This is a genomic window from Sulfitobacter sp. M05, from assembly GCF_029285175.1.
Classification (GTDB): domain Bacteria; phylum Pseudomonadota; class Alphaproteobacteria; order Rhodobacterales; family Rhodobacteraceae; genus Sulfitobacter.
Genome location: NZ_JABEDH010000002.1, coordinates 359,756 through 381,241 on the forward strand (window position 1 = coordinate 359,756; position 21,486 = coordinate 381,241).

The following is a 21,486-nucleotide window of genomic DNA, read 5'->3' on the forward strand; positions in this document are numbered from 1 at the left end:
TTTAAGGGAGGAACTGGGATGTCGATTTGGGCCGAAGCGGGTGCCGTCATTCCCGCAATTTTTGCCGGAAGCGCCTGGAAAATGCGCGACGCATTCTACACCGACGGGATGTGGATCGTCTGCTTTTTCATCACATTGTTCGGGGGCATTCTGGCCAACCAGTTTTTCAAAAGACTGCCGTTCATGGACAAGCATCTGGAACGCGGCATCGCCGTCACAACCTATCTGATGATCGCCGCCATCATTTTCTGGGGCGTTATCGACCGGTTCATTTTCTCGAACCAATGGTCCGGCTCCACCACTGTTCCGCCCTTTCTGTTTATGATCATGGCGTGGTTTGGGTGTTCCTATAACGTGCGCCTACGCACCCACCTCAGCTTTAGCGAATTTCGCACCAAGATGCGGCCCGCTGGTCAGATGGCCGCGCTGTCGCTCGACGGGGCCTTGTGGTTCGGCTTTTGCTGGATCGCAATTACAACATCGCTCCGTTTCACCGTCTATTCAGCGGATAACTTTCAGCTGGTCGATGGCGTCGATAACACAATGAAATGGTGGTTTTACATCACAGTGCCGGTGGCCTTTGTCCTGATGTCGGGTCGGGTGGTCGGCAACTGGCTGGACGATTTTAGAAACTACAGGGCTGGCAAAGACATGCTGCAAACAGCCGTTATCGGGGGGGATGTCTAATGTCAGATGGTACATGGGTCACACTTATTTCACTGGGTGTGACAGTCTTTTTCATGCTTGGCACACCGGTCTTGCTAGTCATCTTTTATTGGGTGATCGGGTGCAGTTTTGTCATCGGCCTGCCGCTCGACAACACCGGCAATGAATTGCTCAACGTCTTTAACAAGGGCTTTGCCCTGCTGGCGATGCCGCTGTTCATCCTGACGGGGGATCTGATCAACCAATCGGGCATTGCACGAAGGCTGTCTGATTTCGCCTATTCCTGTCTCGGTTGGCTGCGTGGTGGACTGGCAATGGCGGCGATTGCGGCCTGTGGGCTCTTTGCGGCGATCTCGGGGTCGAACTCTGCCACCACAGCTACCATCGGTTCGATGCTGCACCCCGAAATGGTCAAAGGTGGCTATGACGAACGCTTTTCCGCCGCAACGGCAGCGGCAGGCGGCACCGTGGGCATCATCATTCCGCCCTCAATCATCTTCATCGTCTACGGCTTTCTGATGAACCTGCCGATCTCGGAACTGTTCATCGCGGGCATCGTGCCCGGGGCGCTGATGGTGCTGGGCATGATGACAGCGGCCTTCATCATCTGCACACTCAACAGCTGGGGCTTCCTGATTACCCTGTCACCATGGCGGGTGTTCAAAACCGCTGTCGGGGCATGGTTGGGTTTCTTTGCCATCGGTCTGGTGCTTTGGGGCATCTACACCGGCAAGTTCTCCCCCACCGAAGCGGCGGGTGTTACTGTTGGCTTTTGTATCATCGTCGGATTGATCTGCTTTCCGCTGAACAAACTGATGGGCAGCGATCCTGACCAACCGGTGAACGAAAAAAGCCTGTTGTCGATGATTGTCGTCGAAGGCTTCACCCTGCCCAGCCTACCGGCAGTTGTGTCCCGCTCGGCCCAGATCACCGGCATTCTGGTACCGCTGATTGCAGTGTCCGTGGCAATGCAACAGGTTCTGTCGTCGCTGGGGGCCAAGGAAACCATCGGCGCTTTCGTCACCGGCATGGGCGGCTATTACGCGGTGCTGTTCACTTCGATGGCGATTGTCTTTGTCACTGGCATGATCCTTGAATCCCTGCCTGTCACAATCATTCTGGCACCGATCCTCGCCCCGATTGCCGTCTCTGTCGGCATTGATCCGATCCACTTTGCGGTGATCTTTCTGGTGGGCGCGTCGATCGGGTTTATTACGCCACCTTATGGGCTGAACCTCTATGTGGCCTCGGGGGTGACGGGCGTGCCCTATTTCCGTCTTCTGCGCTATGCCACGCTCTATCTGGTCGCGCTGATTTCGGTTTGGTTCTGTGTCGCCCTGATGCCCTCCTTGTCAAAGACGTTGCTTCCGGGTGGCGGAATCTTTGAAATTCTGTCAGGTGGAGGCGGATAGTGGCCGCTGCCCGATGGCAGGCCCATGAGAAGGTGAGACACTGACAATGCCCGACGCGCACGATTCAGACAAAGCGATACCAACCAATCTGCGGTTGCTCTTGCTGCTGGAAGAAGTCGCGCGCGTCGGTATTCCCGTGACCCCCACCGCCACGAACGAAGTGCTGGGGTTGCCCAAACCAACCGTACATCGCCTGTTCCACCGACTTGAGGAGGAAGGCTTTCTGCAACGTGACATCGACGGGCGATCCTATTCCGCTGGCCAACGGCTGCGCAAACTCTCGGCCAATGTGCTGTCCTCGTCGCGGATACGTGTGGCTCGCCTTGCGGTGCTGAATGCCTTGACGGATGACGTCGGTGAAACCTGCAACATTGCGACCGCCGACCGCGAAGGCATGTTGTACATCGACCGTGTCGAAACCAAATGGCCGTTGCGCATCCAGCTGCCCATTGGCACCACAGTACCGTTCCATTGCACGGCCAGCGGCAAGATGTACCTGTCCTCCCTGTCGCCGCGCCATCTGACCAAGTTTCTGGCCTCTGCCTCGCTGGAGGCCCACACCGGGAAGACACTGACAACACCAGAAGGCCTTTCAGAAGAAATCACCGCAATCCGGGAACGCGGCTATTCCACCGACAACGAGGAATTCATGGACGGGATGGTTGCCGTTGCCGTACCGATCCGCGATGACCTGGGCCGGCTGATGTCCACCATTTCGCTGCATGCACCGGATCAACGGGTCAGCGTCGCCGACCTTGAAACCCATTTGGAACGCCTGCGCGCCGCCGCGGACGACCTGTCAGAGATGATGCAGCGCTGATCCGCGCATCCAACCGTCCTCAAATTCCACCCGATCAACACCGGCCAGCCGCCTGATCCGTTCCAGCTCCGCCTCAAGTGCCGCCTGACGCGCCTTGCCCCAGCGGATAGTCCCCTCAGACCACAACGCCTTGACGCGCAGCACGTTCTGGTCCCGAAACGCCTTCATATCAATGCGTCCGACAATCCGATCGCCCTGCAATATAGGAAACACATAATAGCCGAAGGTGCGCTGCGGCTCCGGCACAAAAACCTCGATCCGATAGTTGAAACCGAATAACCGTTCCGCCCGCTTGCGGTCCCGCAATGCGGGGTCAAACGGGCTTAGGATACGCAGCCTGTTTGTCGGCTCCACCTCCAGCGCGCCATCTTCATCCAATCCGGGCCGCGCGAAGGCCGGCTTCACACTGCCATCCGCCCCGGTGATCTCCACCTGCTCCAACCGCCCGGCGGCCAGTTCGTTCTGGCACCACTGGCGCGCCTCTGCCGGGGTGATATGGGCCCAGAACGCCGCCAGCTCGCCATGGCTGGCAAAGCCCAACCGCGCCAAGGCCTGCGCACAGCACCAGTCGATCGTCTCGCCCACATCCGGCGCATGTACATCGTCACACAGGTGTTTCTCCAACACCCGTTCGGTCAGGTCATACCGTTTCTTGAATCCGTCACGCCCCACCACGCAGACCGCTCCAGAGCGCCAAAGATATTCAAGGGCGGTCTTGGACGGATGCCAATCCCACCAGCCCCCCGATCCGCGTGCCTCGCCCTTACCGACATCACCGGAGGTCACCGGCCCTTCGGTTCTGATCTGGTCCAGAATAACTTGAAACTGTGCTTCGAAGCCGGCGCGCCGGTCTTTCTTCCAGCGCCCCCGCAACCGCTCTGCATCCCGCTGACGGCGCAGGTGCCACTGCGGGTAGAACGCCAGCGGAATCATCGCCGCGTCATGTGTCCAATGTTCGAACAAGGCCCGCTGTTTTTCGTAAAGCGTTTTTAGCCCCGCAGGCCGATAACGGGGCCGGCGCGCAAACAGGATCAAATCATGCGCCCGCGCCACCGTGTTGATACTGTCCAGCTGCACAAACCCAAGGCTTTCGATCATCGCCAACAGATCATCACCGGACGCCCCCCCTTGCGGGGCCTCGGCCAGCCTGTGACGGTCCAGAAACACCCGCCTTGCCTGCGCATTCTCCAGCCGCAGCATTCTGGTGTCAGGTCCCATTCGTTCTGCCCCTAACGGCGGCGACGGCGCAGCGTATCACCGAAAGACAGGGTCGGTGTCAGGGTCACATTCTGCGGCACCTCCGCATCAGGTTCGTCCAGCGTCTGGTTCAAAACAATGCGCGCGGCCGCCTGTCCGATTTCGATCCGGCAGGCATCCATCGTTGCCAACTGCCGTGGCAACCCTTGCAACAGCTCGACGTTGTTGAACCCAGCAAGGCCAATCCGACCGGGCACATCTATGCCCTTATCAAGCAGGTGCAACAATCCACCTGCCCCGATCATGTCGTTGGAATAATACAGAAAATCTAAGTCCGGAGACCGTGCCAGCATTTCCTGCGTCATCTCGCGTCCCTTGGCCAGGGCCGATCCGCCCGAATAAAATGCCCGGTCCTCGATTTCGACACCGGCCTTGGCCAGCGCCTCGGTAAACCCTTCGAACCGCTTACGTGCGCGGTGATCCAACGGCATCTTGGTGCCCAGAAACCCGATGTGTTCATAGCCTTCCTTCAGGATCGCATTGGCCATCTCGCGGCCGGCACGGCGGTGCGAAATCCCCACCATCGCATCCACCGGCTTGCCATCCGTATCCATAATCTCGACCACAGGTATCCCCGCATTGGACAGCATCGCGCGGGTCGCCTCGGAATGCTCCAGCCCCGCGATGATCACGCCGGACGGACGCCAGGACAGCATCTCGTACAGCACCCGCTCTTCCTTTTCGGGCATATAATCGGTCACCCCGACAACCGGCTGCAACGGCGTGTCCTCAAGGATCTGATTCACCCCGTTCAACACTTCGGGAAACACCATGTTGGACAGGGACGGAATGATCACCGCCACCAGGTTCACCCGCTGTGACGCCAGCGAACCGGCGATTTGGTTGGGCACATAGCCCAGTTCCTTGGCCGCCGCTAAAACCTTGCTGCGGGTGGCGTCCGAAACATCCCCCCGGTTGCGCAACACACGGCTCACGGTCATTTCCGACACCCCGCAGGCATCTGAGACATCACGAAGTGTAAGCGGACGTTTGGCAGGAGTGGTCAATTTGGACACCTTGTTTGTTCAGCCACCAGTTAGCGTGAACTATGCGCTGCGATCAAGCGCAGTGCAAAGCCGCATTGTAACGATGACAAGCCTTTCAAGCTCGGTTAGACAATGCCGTGAATGGCCCCGTGGCTCAACTGGATAGAGCAGCCCCCTCCTAAGGGGCAGGTTGCAGGTTCGAATCCTGCCGGGGTCACCAAAAACACCTGAAGAATATGACTTATTTACAGGGCTTTGTGCAGGCACTTGCAGAAAGTCCCGTGAGCTTTCGCGCCGAATTCTGCTGAAACGGCGGAAATCTCGTACAAAACCTGTACAAAATTCGCACGTCTTTGCGCCTTTGGAGGCCTTCCAATGAGCTGGCGGGTCGCCAACACATGTGCGGAACGGAAGTTCGGTAGCGCTACGCGCAAGCAGATCATTATGTTTCTGGCTGACAAGGCCAGCGACGACGGTTCAGGTATCTGGTGTTCAAAGGGCACGATCCAGCGACACACCGAGCTTGGAGAGACCACCGTCAAGCGAACCGTGCGCGCGTTCCTGAAGGAAGGCATCCTGGTCGAGACCGGCGCACGGACCTGCAAGAACGGTTTCACTGTCGTTTAGATAACCGACATCGGTGGGGTGCTCATCACACGAGGTGAGCTCCACGTTCTTGGCGCGCATCCTCAGCGAGAACTGCAAGCCAACAGGCATGTCTTCGATTGATCCATACTGAGCCAAAGCGACCGCTCTGTCGGCCTCGATTCCGTTCAGGTAACCTTGCTCAATATTGTCAGCCGTTGGACTGCGGTCTTTGCATCCGAACAGAACCGACAATGCCAACATTGCAATAATCATCTTTTTCATCATCAGTTTCCTTTCGATTTCGGGCCTTTGAGAAGGCGTTGCGCACCACGGCCAACTCCGGCCTTTGTCACACGTCCCACGGCGGCTGCTTGGTTCGTGACAACGCCGGCGGCTGCGACCGTGCCAACCACGTTGGATTCGAGATTCATCGTGTTCGCTCTTTCAGTCAGCATCCCTGCGCGCGACATGACATGATCTCCAAGCTCGGTGATCACGCTGGATGCCAGGATGACCAGATAGAGCGTCACCAGGACGTACATGCAGACCAAACCAACAAGAATGATCACAGTGAACCAGGACCCAGCGGTCAACTATCTTTGCGCATTCATGGACAGGACACCGGATACCCTTTGGCGACACTTCGTAAGGCATTGAGAAACAGCGGCTCACTTGATGCCATTCTTGTATGGCGCGAACAGGATGGCGAAGGGAAAGAAACAGGCCGCTTAGTGCTCCTTGATGGGCACTTTCGGGTGATCGCCTATCGGGCAGAGATTGCCGAAGGACATATTGAGGGGAAGGGCATCCCAACGCATCTTGCGAAAGGTACACGTATCGAAGCAGAACTTGCTGCCTTGCGCGCCAATACCAAGGACGCGCTGCCGTTGACACCATTGGAACGGACGGATGCCGCATGGGCCTTGGTGCGCAGATACAGAAACAAAATATCCAAGTCGCAACTAGCGAAGTCCTCTGGTGTATCAGAGCGTTCTATTGCGAACATGCGAAGTAAGCTCAAAGAGTTCGTTGAGGCGAAGGAGACACCCTCAGGCGACTGGTGGCAGGACCGCAAGTGGCCCGAAGAGAGCACCTTCACGCCCCCAGAAGATGCCGAAAGGGAGCGCCTGATTGCGACCCTCGCGAATTCGATCACGGAGGCGATCAGGGAAAACCGGATCCGTGATGTTGAGATCAAGGCGGAGGCCATCCAACGAGCACTGGGTCAGCGCGATATGGCAGACGTGGTGGAATACCTTGGGCTTAGCCTTGGAGAGTTCGATGAGTTCTCGGAGGATGTGTCAGATCAAGACCTGAACAACGACCTTGAGTATCGGCCAGAGGTTCACTGAAGCAGCAACAGCCATGCACCACTTAGGTGTGCATTTTGCACAGGTAGGGATAGATGACATTTGATTGAAACTGGTTTTAAGCCCACCTGAACGAGTACAATATGTGTCACACGGTGGGCGGGAAGCGGACTTTCATCTCAGTCAACATGAATGTCCGCTCTTTCGTCAAACATCGCAACACATCTGGCCTATCCGCTTCCCCGATTTACGACAATTGTGCCGGTAGACTTGTCGCTACTTCAGGCGGCTTAAAATCTCGTCTTCCAACTGTTTCCTTACCTTTGCACACAAGGTGCCAATGTGTTGAGCGGAAGTCTCGAGTGCCGCACACTTTACGTCGTCCCCCAAGTTCGGGTTGTAAGCCGCATTGAACTTGTCTGCCGCCACATCAAAATGGTGCGGGGTAATTGCCTCCCATTGCGTCCCGTTGGCAAACTGGCTGTCGCTCACCTTTCGAAGATTAATCTGCAGCTTGAGATGTAGCTCACAAAATTCTCTGTTCAATCCGCCAATATCGGCATTTTCAGAAATTTGGCCTGCGGCAGATATACTGTTCAGCCGCTCTCCTATCATTTCCAATTCATCAAGAATCAAGTAGATAGGACGTTGGAAATTATCGCAGAATTGTTCCCGCATCAAGTTAGCTTCGCGTATCTCTTTGTCTCGACGCTCAGATTCAATTCTTACATTGCGCGTCAGCCATAGATTGAACAAGTTAAGCGCCAGCGAAAGCAACGCAATCACGGCCGTCAAAGTACGTGGGTCAAACGTGCTGGTGACATGTTCAGGCGGCATACACCTAGCCTAACGCGCTGCGCTTCATAAGAGAGTCCCTGATGCCCTCCGCGACCTGCTGCATAACGATAGAGGACGCCTGAAAGCGATAGTGGGCCAAAAAGCCTTCCTTACCCAACTTTTTGACGGATTGGGCGAACATTCCTTGAAAGAAGGAACTCGACAATGTCAGTAGCTCGCCCGGAATGACCACATCGACAGTTTCATCATCACCATCCAAATGGTCAAGCATCCACTTTTCGCGCGCATCCTCGCCACGCTCATGGCCCACAAGGTTGCGGACCTTGCCATCATTAGTCAGTTCAGAAAACAGTATTTCAGTCATCATCGCCTCCATCATGAACACTTCCGTAGTTGAGTGGGTCTAGAACAAAACCCATGCTTATAATTGTACCGGGGAACCCTACAGGGACATCATAAACGAAATCGGTGTCCGGCGGGTGTCCTCTATCGTTGTTAGGGTTGAACCACAAGGTCCTCGGCGCTTCAGGGCTATCCCTCAGACCTTTAACATAGGGTGTACGTAGGGAAATACAGGACCGACCTGATAGAATTGTTATCTTCGGCGCATGACCTTGGGAGAGCGTCGTACCCAAACCACTCACCACATCTAGCATTGAAGGTAGGCCAACACCACCTTGTTCTTTCTCCCATTTTTCTGGGTCACACGTTATGCCGTCCTGCAGTGCTGCTAGAGTTAAAAGTGTCTCTCGTGATTGTTTAGCCCCCGCCGAGATGGCGTTTTTAACATAGTTGTCTAGTTTTTCTGCAAGGTCAGGTGAGGCTCGTCCGAGACTTTCGGCGAACGTATCACCAAGATTTACGATTCCAAGATACGCATGAAGCCGCGTCTCTCCCGAATCGTCATCCGTTCGACGCGCCAAAAAACCACTGACATTCCACCGTCCATCCCCTCGTTCCCCGTCGCTGTGTCGTTCGGCATTATTTAGCATTTCTGCAAGGATACTCTGTATCCCAACCCAACCAGTATCAGTGAGTTCCTCAGGCGGGTCTAATTTGCCAAGCCAACTATCAATTGCATCGCACAACCGGTCTGCGACTTTCTCCGCCTTCTGTAATTGCGCAAACCGGCGTTCACTTTGCGAAGACCCTGCATCTCGGCGACGCTCTAGCGGAAATGCCCAAACATCGCTTAGGTCGCGAAGGCCAACCAAATCAATGTCCATACCGTCTGTTATTCCAACGGCATGAAGTACCTTCTGCATTGGCAAATCCATGAACCCACCGTCAAAAACGCGCAGCATATCGTCCCACATAAGACGTAATATCATGAACGGCGTAATATCTTGGCAGAACTTGTCCCGAAAATTGAGCGTTACTGCTGCAGCGCTTGCTTCCGCTTTGGAGATTTTCTGAAGACCCTGCATTGTCGCAATCGGGTCGGCTAAGAAGGAAAAGTTCTCAAGGTCAATGGTTTCTGAGCTGTCTTGGTCACGTTTTGGCAAGTCCAACCACCCGTTTTCCGTTTGGCGGCGTGGGAAAAGATTATCGAGAACAACTGAGTCCCGCCTCTTCCTTAGCAAGAGAAGCTGCAGTTCTTTGGGGATTTCAAGGCCGCGTGTCTCTGACGGAAACTTCGCTCGCACCCGCTCATCAATTGCACGGCGCAGTGAAGCACGTCGTTCAGAATCCTGCCCTGAAAGGTTCCAGTTCTTTTGAAGTTGTGCGCGATATTCTCGGCGGCTCTCTTCCAAGTACTCATCGTGATCAACGCCGCGTGCCTGAGCACTTCGAGCTTGAAATGCACCAAGGAACCTTCTGAGAGGGGTGTCATCCATTAGCCAATACCATTCTCACTTTTAAAGGCATACAAAATGAAATGAGTAGCTTGGCAACCATCTAGTCGCAAGTTGCTAAAACGAAAGTCTGTCCGATTGTCTGTATAGAATCCCGCAGGGTAAAAACAAACTGTTTCGCTGTGGCGGTTGTGGGCTTAAATAACGAAAATGGTATGAACATATGCTATCCCCTGAATTATTCAAACCGCCTATCAGCTCAGGCTGCCGTCCGCATTGACGGCAACGAAGTCACGTTCAGAGGTCATAGAAATAGCTAAATTGCTGCGGCATGTACGAATGTCTGCAATGCGGGTGGCGACTGCAGCGTTGCGACCGTAGGATAAACGTCGGCTATGGCCATTTGTATCGACTAGTCACAGCAATAGGCAGGGGCGAAGCAGAAGTATTCAGGTCACCCAATGTCTATACAATAACCTAGAACTATATACAGATTTCGCTGGAGAAAGACCGTGCCGTCGTCTGTTAACATCTCGCGGGTTATCTCATGCATACCTAGAATTCCACCGAGCAGCAACTGTGGTGTCCGTTACACCACCAATTAGGCACACCACCGAGCTCTATAAAAAAATAAATAATATCAAAGCATTACGCGATGTATGTATTCCCAACCACCCCCTCCTGCCGGGGTCGCCAAAACAAATGCAACACCTTACAGAAATAAGTGTGATCCACTCTGCAAGATCGTGCAGGATTTTTCATTATCCATGTGCGAACATGTAGAGAACAACCGTAAGCGTCCGTGGCCCAAGAGGTTTGTATGAAACCTGACTGGAGGGGCACAGGGATTGCTCACCTCTCTTTTTGCCAGAAGGCCCGGTCAGCCGCCGTTTTCCAACATCTCAGACCTTTATAATGCCCCCGTGCCCTGTGCATAGCGGGTCAAACGGGCCGCCAGAAAACCGACAGAGATGTGCAAAACCACGGTCAGACAAGCCAACACGATCAAGCTGGCGAACATCAGGTCGATTTTTGCCCGACCATTGGCCAGCAACATGAGATAGCCAAGCCCCCTTGAGGCCCCAACCCATTCACCAATCACCGCGCCAATCGGTGCATAGACCGCCGCCAGCCGCAACCCCGTGCCCAGACTGGGAAGCGCTTGGGGAATTTGGATGTGGCGCATGAAGTTCCACTTCCCTGCCCCCATCGAAATCGACAAATCGCGATATCCGCCGTCGATCCGCATCAACCCGTCATGAAAGGCCGACGTGACGGGAAAATAGATGATCAGGACAGCCATCACAATTTTCGACCCCATGCCATAGCCGAACCAAAGCGTTAACAAAGGTGCCAGCGCGAAAACCGGCACGGCTTGGGTAAAGACAAGGATCGGCAACATCAGCCGCTCGGCCGTCCTTGACAGTGCCAATTGAACCGCCGTCACAACGCCAAGCAGGGTACCTATCAGCAAGCCAAGCAGGACCTCAACCGTTGTAACCCATGCATTTTCCGCGATGATCACACGGCTTTTGAAAGCGGCCTGCGCAACCCGCCACGGCGAGGGCAGGATAAAATGGGGGGCGCCAGTGATCCCAACCAAAACCTGCCACAGGCCGATGCCGATCAACAAAGCCAGCACAGTATCGCGAATTTTCATGCTGCAATCCCGCGTAAATGCGCCAGCAATCGCGCTTGGCTGGCAAGCGTTTCTTTGGCGTTGATGTCCCGCAAAGCTGTGGTGTCCGGGACCGGCCAGTTTTGCGTTTCCTGCCCGGACAAAACGGTAATCTGATGGGCCAGTCGAACAGCCTCTGCCGGATCATGGGTGACCAGCAACACCGTGCGGCCTTGTAGAACCTCTGCGGCCAATTCCTGCATATCGGCGCGCGTGCCTGCATCCAGCGCCGAAAACGGCTCATCCAGAAACACGATCGGACGGTCTTCAAACAGGGTTCGGGCAAGGGCAACCCGTTGGCGCATCCCCCCTGACAGGGTCGCAGGTTTCTGATCCGCATGGCCCGACAGCCCAACCCGGTCCAAAAGGTCACGCGCGCGCGCGATCCACGGGACCTCACCGCGCAAACGTCCCCCGATACAGATGTTGTCGACCACCGAAAGCCACGGCAGCAATAAATCCGATTGTGCCATATAACTGATGCGACCCGTCAGCGGGTCCCCGTCAGTGGCATCAAACGATCCGTGGAACACCCCACCGGTATCAAGCCCAAGGATCAACCGCAGGATCGTTGATTTGCCCACCCCCGAGCGTCCCAGCAAACACGTCCACTGGCCCCCGGGGATGTGCAGGTCCGTATTGAACAACACCCGGGCACCAAGGCGATGTTGCCCTTTCACCGTGATGCCCGGCGATCCGCTCATGCGCCCTTCAAACCCATTTGCCAAAACCCGACTTCCAGCTTTGTTGCGGTGCTGAACCGGTCTTGCAAAACCGCCCCTCGCGACGTCGCCGTTAGATCCCCGATCCGGCGCGCCACCGCGTTGTCGATCATCTCGCCGACATTTTTGCAAACCGCCTGATACTCTGGATCGGCATAGGTTGCGATCCACTCGGCATAGGGCGTGCCCTCTGCCTGACACCCAGCCAGACGCAAACCGATCTCACCGTACCCCATGACGCAGGGTGCCAGTGCCGCCATCAAATCCAGAAAATCGCCTTGCAGACCCGCGTCGATCACATAACGGGTATAGGCAAGGTTCTCGACCTCTTCACACGCGTCAAACAATGCCTGTTCGTCAATGCCCTCGGCAGCGCAGGTCTTCACATGCAACGACATCTCGTGATTGACCAATGCGTCCACCGTGCCGGCGCAAATCTTCATCTCCTCAAGCGTTTCGGATTTGACCACCGCCAGTGACCACGCCCGAGAGAAATGAACCAGAAACACATAGTCCTGAATGAGGTAGTGCAGGAACGCCGCACGCGGCAAACTGCCATCCCCCAACCCTTCGACAAAGGCGTGACGGGTATACTCCTGCCACGGCCCCCTGGCCCCCTCGCGCCAAAGCGCGAAGGTTTTTCCATAGTCCGGTGCCATCAGTTTGCCGTCACATCAATGGCGATTTTGGAAACTGGGTTCTGCGCCGGGATCAGGCCCGCCTCATGCAAGAACGCCTCAAATGTCGCATAGCGACCCGTGTCCATGGCCGTCGGGCGCAGGGCAAATCGGGGCAAGGTATCGACCCAGGCTTTGGCATTCAGCGCGTCTTGTAACTCCGCTGACGTCCCTGAAAACACCTGCCAGCTGTCCTCGGGATGGTTCACGATGTATTGCGTCGCCTTTTCGGTCGCCGCCAGAAAGCGGGCGATCATATCGCGGTCCATGGTGTCGGTATTGGCCACATAGATCAGCTCGTCATAGGGCGGCAGCCCCTCTTCCTCGACGAAAAAGCACTTGCCCTCGACGTTTTCAATTTCCATCTGGTTCAGTTCAAAATTGCGATAGGCACCGATAACCGCATCCACCTGCCCTGACATCAAAGACGGCGACAACGACCAATTCACATTGACCAGTTCGACATCATCCAGCGACAAACCATGGTGGCGCAGGATCGACCCCAAAACCGCCTCTTCCACACCGCCGACAGAAAAACCAACCTTGCGCCCCGCCAGATCAGCGGGCGATTTGATCGGCCCGTCAGCAAGCGCCAACAGGCAATTCAACGGCGTGGCGACCAAGGTACCAACACGCTGCAACGGCAGGCCCTCATGAATTTGCAGGTGCAACTGCGGTTGATATGAAATCGCTAGGTCCGCCTTGCCGGCTGCAACCAGTTTCGGCGGATCAGACGGATCGGCAGGGGCGATAATTTCGACCTCAAGATCCTGTTCGGCAAAATACCCTTTTTCCTGCGCCACAATAACCGGTCCATGATCCGGGTTAACGAACCAATCCAACAAAAGGGTCATTTCATCCGCAGCCATCAAAGGCGCCGCCGCGAAAGAAAACGCGGCAGTCAGGGAGGTCAGTTTCATATCGGAAGTCTTTCAGTTGAGGGCGTATCGCCCGTTGCAATTAAGGTGATGTCGCCGTCCCAATAGGAACGAAGATGTGTTGCCGCCTGCCATGCGCGCAGGCCGGAACGGCAGGCAAAAACGGCACGTTGCCCAAGGGCCGGCATTGGCCGTTGATCCGCGAACTGCGCCACGCTCAGCCGTTGGGCCGTTGCGGCGACAGGTGTTGCGGCTTCATCCCTGTCACGCAGTTCGATGATGAAATCGGTGTCACCAATTTCACAGGCCGCAATGAATCTCAGGTCCGCCACAGGGTCCGCAGCCGCATCAAAACGGAAACTGCTGGACCGGAAATTCTGCATGTCAAAACGGATCAACTGCCCAAGCGGGGACGGCTGTTGACCAATCAAATACGCCAGCGCCATCTGCGCCTGTGCCGCACCGATCATCCCCACAACGGGGCCCATGACCCCCGCCGTCGCACAGGTTGCGGCACGATCCGGCAAATCGGGAAACACCGCACGCAATGACGGGGCGCCCTGACAAAACCCACCAACATATCCGGCATGTTCCAACACCGAGGCGCTGATCAGCGGGACACCAAGGGATTTGCACGTATCCGACAGAATATAGCTGACGGCGAAACTGTCAGCACAATCCAGCACCAAGGTGCTTTGCCCGACAAGGGGTGCGGCATTCAAAGGGTCAAGCGGGGCATCAATGCCCTCGATGGCACAAGTGCTGTTCAACGCCCGCAAGCTCTGCACGGCGACATCAACCTTGGCTTTGCCAATGTCCGCCTCGCGAAACAGGGTCTGCCGGTGAAGGTTGGACAGCGCCACAACATCGCCATCCACAATGCAAATACGCCCGACACCCGCCGCAACCAGGTATTGCAAAACCGGTGCCGCCAGCCCGCCGGCACCAACCACCAGAACACCTGCGGACCGTATGGCCTCCTGTCCGGATTGCCCAACCCCGACAAGGCAGGTTTGACGCGCGTATCGGCTCATCGTGTCGCCGCCAGCCATGTGCGCACGCGGTCTTCGGGGTTTGCGTGCAAGGTAATATCTGTCACCGCCGCAACAACATCCGCACCCGCCTCAAACGCCCCACCGGCACGCTCAACCGACATGCCGCCAATTGCGACTAACGGAGTCTTACCAATCAACTCACGCCAGATGGTCAACTTCGCTATGCCCTGCTCGTGCCATTTCATTTTTTTCAGGATCGTCGGATAGATCGGGCCCAGCGCAATGTAATCCGGGGCCAGCGCCAGCGCCCTTGTCAACTCGGCCTTGTCATGGGTGCTGATCCCCAACCGAAGACCAGCCGCACGGATGGCCGCAATATCCGCATCCTCAAGGTCTTCTTGTCCAAGGTGGATATAGTCACAGCCCCCATCAATCGCGGCCCGCCAGTAATCGTTGATAATCAACGTGCAACCATACTGCGCGCAGACCCGCTTTGACCGTGCGATATGCGCGGCCACCACATCCGACGGCACATCTTTCATGCGCAATTGCACCAGCTTGATCCCCAGGGGAACAAGCCGTTCAATCCAGTCCGCACTGTCGAAAATCGGGTAAAATCGATCCAGCTTCATTCTAGAAACGCCTTTCCGATTACCGGGGTCGAGGGCGCAGCCATGTCGCGCGGCTCCATCGGATCAGCAATACAGCCCAGCTGACCGGCCCTGACCGCCGTCGCAAAGGCCTCTGCCATCGCCGCAGGATCACCGGCCTTTGCCACCGCAGTGTTCAACAGAACCGCATCATACCCCAGTTCCATCGCGGCGGCCGCCTGCGACGGCAAACCCAGCCCTGCATCAATGACCAGCGACACGTCTGGAAAATGCGACCGCATGGCCCGCAATCCAAACAGGTTGTTCAACCCAAGTCCCGAACCGATCGGCGCACCCCAAGGCATCAAAACCTCACACCCCGCGTGCAGCAACTTGTCGGCAACCACCAAATCCTCGGTGGTATAGGGGAAAACCTGAAAACCGTCCTCAGACAGAATGCGCGCCGCCTCAACCAAGCCAAAGACATCCGGTTGCAGCGTGTCTTCCTCGCCGATGACTTCCAGCTTGATCCATTTGGTATCAAAAATCTCGCGCGCCATATGGGCCGTGGTTACGGCTTCCTTGACGCTGTGACAGCCTGCGGTGTTGGGCAGAACATGAACGCCAAGGTCACGGATCAGTTGCCAGAAATCCTGTCCCGCGCGGTCCTGCCCGCTTTCGCGCCGCAATGAAACCGTCGCCACACTGGCACCGCTGCGTCTGAACGCCTCCGCCAAAATAGCCGGCGACGGATACTGCGCCGTACCAAGCATCAGACCGTTGGCCAGCCGCGTACCGTAAAAATCACGCATCCCCTACCCCCCCTGCATGGGGGCAAGAACCTCAATGGCATCCCCCGGATTAAGGGCATGATCCGCCCGTTCCAGCGCCGGCACAAAGGTGCCGTTCACCGCTGTTGCCACCTTTGCGTCGCCAAACCCCTCGGCCTGCAATAACGCGCTCAAGGTCGCGGCCTGCGTGTCAATTGATGCACCGTTAAGCTGCAGTCTCATCCATCACCTCCGGAGTTTTGTTGTGAAAAATATGCTCGGCCACCATCTGCGCCAAAGCCGGGGCCAATAGAAAACCATGCCGAAACAAGCCATTCGCCATGATCAAATTTCCGTCACGCCGGATACGCGGCAGGTTGTCGGGAAAGGCCGGCCTACTGTCCACGCCGATCTCCAGAACTTCGGCCTCGCCAAAGGCGGGGTTCAATGCATATGCCGCGCTCAACAGCTCCAGCAATGCGCGCGCACGCACATGCTGGCCCGCTTTGCCTTCGACCATCGTCGCCCCCAGCATAAAAACACCATCGCCCCGCGGCACGATGTAAAGCGGCACACGCGGATGCAGCATCCGGATCGGGCGGTTCAGGGTGATGTCGGGACACGACAGCACCAACATTTCACCCTTCACGCCGCGCAAATCCGGCAGTTGGTCTCTGGCCTGAAACCCCCGACAATCAACCGTCAAACCGCGCCGCGCATGGTCCTCCGGATCTGCCTCTTCCTGCATAAACTGCGCCCCGTCCGCCAGAACACCTGCCCGCAATTGATCAAGGGCCCGGCGCGGGGCAAGATGGGCTTCGGTCTCGAAAAACAGCCCGCTTGCGAAACGGTCCCCCAAATCCGGCTCAAGCTGTGAAATCTCCGGTCCGGCAACCTTCCGGTAACCGGTCGTGCGCCGGGCGAACCGCGCCAGATCGGATTTGTCGCGTGCCGGCGAAACCACCAGCGATCCACACCGATGCACACCACCGGTTTTGGCCGCCCACCAATCGGCCGCCTGCGCGCCCAATCGGACAACGGGTTCCTCCGCGCTTTCGCCCTCGCAAAACGGGGCAAGCATCCCTCCGGCCCACCATGAACACCCATGCGGACCTGTATCCGCATGACGATCAACCAACAGGACATCCGCCCCATGATCCAACAGCGCCCGCGCCACACAAAGACCGGCAACACCTGCCCCTATGACGGTAACGGCGGTCATTTCCATTGACCGTAAAAATGATGCACCGGCCCGTGGCCCTGACCGATAGTCAGACTGTCTGCCGCTTTGATGGCCGCCTGAAGATAGCTATGTGCCGCCTTCACTGCCTCTTTCAAACCCACCGCTTGGGCAAGCTGTGCCGCAATGGCCGCCGAATAGGTACATCCCGTGCCATGGGTGTTGCCGGTTTCGATCCGCGCTGCCGTGCAGGTCGTGACAACACCCTGCGCATCGACAAGCACATCCGTACATGTCCCGCCAATCGCATGACCGCCCTTCATCAATACCGCTTTCGGCCCCATCGCAATCAACCGCTGCCCCTGCGCAGCCATCTCTTCGGGTGTGTTGGCCTCGGTGGTGTTCAACAGCCGTGCCGCTTCGGGTAAATTCGGGGTCAGCAAGGTTGCATGGGGCAGGATATGCGTGACCATCGCCGCCACCGCGGCATCCTGCAAAAGCGCATCACCCGACTTTGCGATCATCACAGGGTCCACAACAACAGGTCCGTCAAACCCGGCCAACCGCTGCGCAACGGCTTTGATAATCGGCTGCGAAAACAGCATTCCCAGCTTGATCACATCAACATCGAGGTCCGACAAAACCGCATCAATCTGCGCCCCGACGATGCCGGCGGGAACCTCGTGAACATCCGTAACAGCAAGGGTATTCTGCGCGGTAATTGCGGTGATCACACTAGCCGCATAGGCCCCGTTTGCGGAAATTGCCTTGATGTCGGCCTGTACGCCGGCACCACCGCCACTATCGGATCCCGCAATGGTCAGGGCTATCGTGGTTGTCTTCGTCACGGGCACGTCTCCATAAGATGGGCCGTGACAACGCGAGAATGAGCCTCGTGCGATATTGTCCGCACAATCTACCCGTTCCCTACGCCGGCATAACCCGGATCAGGTTCGACGGGTCAGTGCAAGCACCTCTCAGCCCCAAAGGGCCCCCCGACGGATAATTTCGTTCCTGTTTCGCCATGTCGAATGCGCGAAACAATGTATTCCTGCCTTCGTGCTAAGACAGGATTCGCGCAATTGCAATGTCAAAGATACGGCCCCTTGCGGCCTCCATCAGCGCGCCGCGCGGGCAATCACACCCGGTGATAGGGCCCGCCCGAAAGAATGGATGCCGCCCGATACAGCTGTTCGGCCAACATCACCCGCACCAGCATATGCGGCCAGACCATCTTGCCAAACGACAGCTTGTGATCCGCTCGGGCGCGCAGGCTGGGGTCGATGCCATCAGCACCGCCAATCACAAACGCCACATCGCTGCGCCCCATGTCCCGCCATCCGCCCAGACGGTTGGCAAACTCCGGCGAGGTTTCAACCTTGCCGCGCTCATCCAGCGCACAAATCAACGAACCGGCGGGCACGGCGCGGTCCAATAACCCCGCCTCGGCCGCCATGCCGCCGCCCTTCTTGTCCTCAACTTCCACGACACGCGCGGGGCCAAGGCCCAAGGCCCGCCCCGTTCTGTCGAATCGTGTCAGATAATCGTCGATAAGGTCTTTTTCAGGACCAGCCCGCAGGCGGCCCACCGCGCAAATATGTACTCGCATTGCGCGGCCCTAAAGATCAGTTTTGCGGGGATGCGACTTCGCCGCCATCCATCCACATCTTCTCAAGCTGGTAGAATTCGCGCACTTCGGGGCGGAACACATGTACGATAACGTCACCTGTGTCGATCAGCACCCAATCGCCAATATCCTTGCCTTCGATCTTGGGCGAACGGCCAAAATCGTCTTTGACCTTCTGGGCCAGCTTTTCCGAGATGGCCGAAACCTGACGGCTGGAACGACCGGAACAGATGATCATGTGATCCCCGATTTCGGTTTTCCCGCGCAGATCAATCTGCACGATGTCTTCGGCTTTGTCTTCTTCCAGAGAATTCAGAATAGCGGCCAGTACGGCGTTGCTTGTCGTCATATCAGAGGTACGCGCCATCAGCGCTGCCTCCGGTTTCGCATGCACGGATGCGTCAGTGTGTAGTGACAGGACATTGTCCTCCTTAAGGCGCGCCGCCTTGCCCCCGGCGCTGGGGTTTTCCCCAATTTAGCAACACAAACCTGACAATTCAATGACAAGGCGAAAGGTGTGGCATTCCCGCCAGCCTTTCGCCAATCAGGGGTCGACACCGGGGGCATAAACCCTGCGTGCCCTACCCCGATCGCGCATCTGATTGATCCAAAAGTGCCCGCCATTGCGCATCTATGCGCGCAAGCGCCGCCATGTCATAGGCTTGCGGAGCATTCACATATCGCCCGTCTGGTGTGTGATACCCCAATGCGTCTTCTTGCGCCCGCAGGGCGCTGTAGCGCTTTGCATCAATGCGGGCCGGCGGAATTTCGCCACGCAGGGCGTCCGGTTGCGCCACAGGAAACAGCAGCGACGATTCGGCTTGTGACAGGTTAAGACAGATGCATCCCTCTTTGGCAGCCATCACCGCCAAGCGGGCCGATTTCGCCCCCAGATCACGCAGCGTGACATCATCGCGCAACGGGTCCGCCGTGCCGGTCCCGTAAAAATGGGTCGGGCCCGTGGCCGGGTAAACCATGTCACACCCGACAAAGGCCATGACCCGCGGGCGCAGCGCCGCCAGCGCCCAATAAGCTGCGGTAAACCCCATGGTCGCGCCGCCATGGATAAACCCGCCAAACTGGTTCTGCGTCGGCACAAAAGCATCAGCCTGCACAAGCGCCTGACCGGACCGCACCTCGGGGGGCCGGTTTTGCACGGGGAAATCCTCGGGGAACACCAGCAGGTCCCAATCAGGACGCAACCGCCACGCGTTATTAATCGCGACAATCCGGTCGAACCAGTCTTTCGGCCAGTCCTGCGCCGCCACCGCATTCGGCGCACTTCCCATGATCAGAACAACGCCACCGGCCTGCATCACGTTTCGCCCCTATTGCCGCTACCGTCTGGCAGATAGGCCAGCAGCGCTGCAAGGCAAGCTACTGGGCGTTGCCATTTCGACCAATCGACAGTTTGCTCTCTTCCAGCATCAAAACCTCGCGCTGCGGGAACGGGATCGAAATGCCGTGTTCCTGAAACGTATCCCACAGGGCCAGAAACACATTGCCCCGGATGTTGGTCAGCCCGCCGGTCGGATCCTTGATCCAGAAACGCAGAATGTAATCCACACTGCTGTCGCCAAACCCGACAATATGACACACTGGTGGCTTGAACTTCAGCACCCGGTCGACTCCGGCTGCCGCGTCAATCGCCAGTTTGCGCACCTGATGTGGATCATCGCCATAGGCCGTGCCAAAGTGGATATCGAGCCGTACAAAATCATCGGAATGTGACCAGTTGACCACCTGCCCCGTGATCAAATCCTCGTTCGGGATCAGATATTCCTTACCGTCCCGCGTGACCACCGAAGCATAGCGTGCGCCCAGTGTCTGGATCCAACCAAAGGTCTCGCCCAGCGAAATCACATCCCCCGGCTTGATCGACTTATCCAGCAGGATAATCACCCCCGACACAAGGTTCGACACCACCTTTTGCAGACCGAAACCAAGGCCGACACCAATCGCTCCAGACAGCACCGCCAGCCCGGTCAGATCAATACCAACCGCCTTAACCCCCATGTAAAACGCAATGCCATAGAGCGCCAATTGCACGCCCTTTACGGCCAGCACCTGCATCGACGGGCTGATATCCTCGTTCTTGCGGATGGTGCTGGCTGTCGCTTTGCTGGCAAACCGCGCCATCATCAACAGCGCACTGATCACCACCAGGGCCGTAATCAACGTCAGGACCGACAGCCGGAATTCACCCACTTCCAGCGCGATATTATCCAAAAACACCGCAACATCATCCGAGACATTCAGCAGATACAGCGTCGCGTAGATCCACAAGGACCACCTGACGATCCGCCTGATAAACCGGTCATGCACCAACTGCGCCGCAAAGGCGGTGCCAACCCAAACCGCCGTCAACGTCGCCGCCAACCCAATCAGATAGGACCGCGACGGCCAGGTGATATTCTGCATAACAAAATAGACACCGCTGGCCAGCACCGCAAACAGGATCAACCCCAGCCGCTGCTTGAGCTGCACAATGAAACGCAGCTGCCATTTGGCCCAGCCCTCGCGCGACCGCACATAACGCTCAAGCAAAAGCACACAGCGCCCGTTCATCAACCACGCCAGCAAGGCCAGACCAACAACAATCAACACCTGATTCTGTCGCCACCCGGGTGTCAGCACCCCGATCAGAAACGCGTGAACCGACATCCATGCCCCTTCGAGCGTCGCAAGAAAATCGGCAAATGGGTCGGTCAGTTCATTCATGCACATACCTCGCTG

Annotated in this window: 25 protein-coding genes, 1 tRNA gene and 1 riboswitch; of the genes, 5 read left to right on the forward strand and 21 right to left on the reverse strand. The window is 56.9% G+C overall.

Annotated elements, in window-relative coordinates; all coding sequences use genetic code 11:
• Nucleotides 1-18 precede the first annotated feature (18 nt).
• From HKX44_RS09895 to HKX44_RS09905, 3 genes are read left to right on the forward strand one after another with little or no spacing between them, the layout of a single operon-like run.
• Nucleotides 19-687, forward strand: a complete 669-nt coding sequence (locus HKX44_RS09895) for a TRAP transporter small permease subunit (RefSeq protein ID WP_276151164.1) — start codon at nt 19-21, stop codon at nt 685-687.
• Nucleotides 687-2,078, forward strand: coding sequence for a TRAP transporter large permease (locus HKX44_RS09900; protein ID WP_276151165.1), 1,392 nt, complete (start codon nt 687-689; stop codon nt 2,076-2,078). The genes HKX44_RS09895 and HKX44_RS09900 overlap by 1 nt, the downstream gene beginning before the upstream one ends.
• A gap of 46 nt (nt 2,079-2,124) precedes the next feature.
• On the forward strand, nt 2,125-2,898 hold the full coding sequence (locus HKX44_RS09905; protein WP_276151166.1) for an IclR family transcriptional regulator: 774 nt from the start codon (nt 2,125-2,127) through the stop codon (nt 2,896-2,898).
• Here HKX44_RS09905 and HKX44_RS09910 read toward each other — a convergent pair.
• Together HKX44_RS09910 and HKX44_RS09915 are read right to left on the reverse strand one after the other, a co-directional pair.
• Nucleotides 2,878-4,116 carry a crosslink repair DNA glycosylase YcaQ family protein gene (locus HKX44_RS09910; protein WP_276151167.1) on the reverse strand — a complete coding sequence of 413 codons (1,239 nt, stop codon included), beginning with the start codon at nt 4,114-4,116 and terminating at the stop codon, nt 2,878-2,880. The genes HKX44_RS09905 and HKX44_RS09910 overlap by 21 nt on opposite strands.
• Before the next feature lie 11 nt (nt 4,117-4,127).
• Nucleotides 4,128-5,162, reverse strand: a complete 1,035-nt coding sequence (locus HKX44_RS09915; RefSeq protein ID WP_276151168.1) for a LacI family DNA-binding transcriptional regulator — start codon at nt 5,160-5,162, stop codon at nt 4,128-4,130.
• A 122-nt stretch (nt 5,163-5,284) separates the two neighbouring features.
• Between HKX44_RS09915 and HKX44_RS09920 the strand changes: the two genes are divergently transcribed.
• Nucleotides 5,285-5,361, forward strand: a tRNA-Arg gene (locus tag HKX44_RS09920).
• Nucleotides 5,362-5,633: 272 nt separating this feature from the next.
• On the opposite strand, the gene HKX44_RS09925 is transcribed toward HKX44_RS09920, so the two are convergent.
• Nucleotides 5,634-6,011, reverse strand: a complete 378-nt coding sequence (locus HKX44_RS09925; protein WP_276151169.1) for a hypothetical protein — start codon at nt 6,009-6,011, stop codon at nt 5,634-5,636.
• Nucleotides 6,012-6,013: 2 nt separating this feature from the next.
• Complete coding sequence (locus tag HKX44_RS09930) at nt 6,014-6,298, reverse strand: hypothetical protein (protein ID WP_276151170.1); 285 nt, start codon at nt 6,296-6,298, stop codon at nt 6,014-6,016.
• Nucleotides 6,299-6,361: 63 nt separating this feature from the next.
• Here HKX44_RS09930 and HKX44_RS09935 point away from each other — a divergent pair, with 63 nt between their 5' ends.
• Nucleotides 6,362-7,081 (forward strand): hypothetical protein, encoded by a 720-nt coding sequence (locus tag HKX44_RS09935; RefSeq protein WP_276151171.1) that lies wholly within the window; start codon nt 6,362-6,364, stop codon nt 7,079-7,081.
• A gap of 234 nt (nt 7,082-7,315) precedes the next feature.
• Here HKX44_RS09935 and HKX44_RS09940 read toward each other — a convergent pair whose 3' ends face one another.
• The 17 genes from HKX44_RS09940 to HKX44_RS10020 form a co-directional block, all read right to left on the reverse strand.
• The gene (locus HKX44_RS09940) at nt 7,316-7,876 is read right to left on the reverse strand and encodes a hypothetical protein (protein ID WP_276151172.1); all 561 of its coding nucleotides are present in this window, start codon (nt 7,874-7,876) and stop codon (nt 7,316-7,318) included.
• A gap of 4 nt (nt 7,877-7,880) precedes the next feature.
• Complete coding sequence (locus HKX44_RS09945) at nt 7,881-8,216, reverse strand: hypothetical protein (protein ID WP_276151173.1); 336 nt, start codon at nt 8,214-8,216, stop codon at nt 7,881-7,883.
• Nucleotides 8,194-9,675 (reverse strand): hypothetical protein, encoded by a 1,482-nt coding sequence (locus HKX44_RS09950; RefSeq protein WP_276151174.1) that lies wholly within the window; start codon nt 9,673-9,675, stop codon nt 8,194-8,196. Before HKX44_RS09950 ends, HKX44_RS09945 begins: the two co-directional genes overlap by 23 nt.
• 868 nt (nt 9,676-10,543) lie before the next feature.
• Entirely contained in the window at nt 10,544-11,293 is a 750-nt protein-coding gene (locus tag HKX44_RS09955; protein ID WP_276151175.1) for an ABC transporter permease, read from the reverse strand.
• Nucleotides 11,290-12,015: an ABC transporter ATP-binding protein gene (locus HKX44_RS09960; RefSeq protein ID WP_276151176.1), complete on the reverse strand. Its 726-nt coding sequence runs from the start codon at nt 12,013-12,015 to the stop codon at nt 11,290-11,292. Before HKX44_RS09960 ends, HKX44_RS09955 begins: the two co-directional genes overlap by 4 nt.
• On the reverse strand, nt 12,012-12,692 hold the full coding sequence (gene tenA / locus HKX44_RS09965; protein WP_276151177.1) for a thiaminase II: 681 nt from the start codon (nt 12,690-12,692) through the stop codon (nt 12,012-12,014). The genes HKX44_RS09960 and tenA overlap by 4 nt, the downstream gene beginning before the upstream one ends.
• Entirely contained in the window at nt 12,692-13,630 is a 939-nt protein-coding gene (locus HKX44_RS09970; protein ID WP_276151178.1) for an ABC transporter substrate-binding protein, read from the reverse strand. Before HKX44_RS09970 ends, tenA begins: the two co-directional genes overlap by 1 nt.
• Entirely contained in the window at nt 13,627-14,622 is a 996-nt protein-coding gene (locus HKX44_RS09975; RefSeq protein ID WP_276153209.1) for a HesA/MoeB/ThiF family protein, read from the reverse strand. The genes HKX44_RS09970 and HKX44_RS09975 overlap by 4 nt, the downstream gene beginning before the upstream one ends.
• Nucleotides 14,619-15,215, reverse strand: coding sequence for a thiamine phosphate synthase (locus HKX44_RS09980; protein WP_276151180.1), 597 nt, complete (start codon nt 15,213-15,215; stop codon nt 14,619-14,621). The genes HKX44_RS09975 and HKX44_RS09980 overlap by 4 nt, the downstream gene beginning before the upstream one ends.
• Complete coding sequence (locus tag HKX44_RS09985) at nt 15,212-15,985, reverse strand: thiazole synthase (RefSeq protein ID WP_276151181.1); 774 nt, start codon at nt 15,983-15,985, stop codon at nt 15,212-15,214. Before HKX44_RS09985 ends, HKX44_RS09980 begins: the two co-directional genes overlap by 4 nt.
• Nucleotides 15,986-15,988: 3 nt before the next feature.
• The gene (gene thiS, locus HKX44_RS09990) at nt 15,989-16,186 is read right to left on the reverse strand and encodes a sulfur carrier protein ThiS (protein WP_276151182.1); all 198 of its coding nucleotides are present in this window, start codon (nt 16,184-16,186) and stop codon (nt 15,989-15,991) included.
• Nucleotides 16,170-17,165, reverse strand: a complete 996-nt coding sequence (locus tag HKX44_RS09995; RefSeq protein ID WP_276151183.1) for an FAD-dependent oxidoreductase — start codon at nt 17,163-17,165, stop codon at nt 16,170-16,172. The genes thiS and HKX44_RS09995 overlap by 17 nt, the downstream gene beginning before the upstream one ends.
• Nucleotides 17,162-17,971 carry a bifunctional hydroxymethylpyrimidine kinase/phosphomethylpyrimidine kinase gene (thiD, locus tag HKX44_RS10000; RefSeq protein WP_276151184.1) on the reverse strand — a complete coding sequence of 270 codons (810 nt, stop codon included), beginning with the start codon at nt 17,969-17,971 and terminating at the stop codon, nt 17,162-17,164. The genes HKX44_RS09995 and thiD overlap by 4 nt, the downstream gene beginning before the upstream one ends.
• A gap of 59 nt (nt 17,972-18,030) precedes the next feature.
• Nucleotides 18,031-18,131, reverse strand: a riboswitch (TPP riboswitch).
• Between the two features lie 130 nt (nt 18,132-18,261).
• Nucleotides 18,262-18,732, reverse strand: a complete 471-nt coding sequence (gene rlmH, locus HKX44_RS10005; RefSeq protein ID WP_276151185.1) for a 23S rRNA (pseudouridine(1915)-N(3))-methyltransferase RlmH — start codon at nt 18,730-18,732, stop codon at nt 18,262-18,264.
• Between the two features lie 16 nt (nt 18,733-18,748).
• The gene (gene rsfS, locus HKX44_RS10010) at nt 18,749-19,117 is read right to left on the reverse strand and encodes a ribosome silencing factor (RefSeq protein WP_276151186.1); all 369 of its coding nucleotides are present in this window, start codon (nt 19,115-19,117) and stop codon (nt 18,749-18,751) included.
• 214 nt (nt 19,118-19,331) lie between these two features.
• On the reverse strand, nt 19,332-20,066 hold the full coding sequence (locus HKX44_RS10015; protein ID WP_276151887.1) for a hypothetical protein: 735 nt from the start codon (nt 20,064-20,066) through the stop codon (nt 19,332-19,334).
• 61 nt (nt 20,067-20,127) lie between these two features.
• Nucleotides 20,128-21,414: a mechanosensitive ion channel domain-containing protein gene (locus HKX44_RS10020; RefSeq protein WP_276151888.1), complete on the reverse strand. Its 1,287-nt coding sequence runs from the start codon at nt 21,412-21,414 to the stop codon at nt 20,128-20,130.
• Nucleotides 21,415-21,486: the final 72 nt, after the last annotated feature.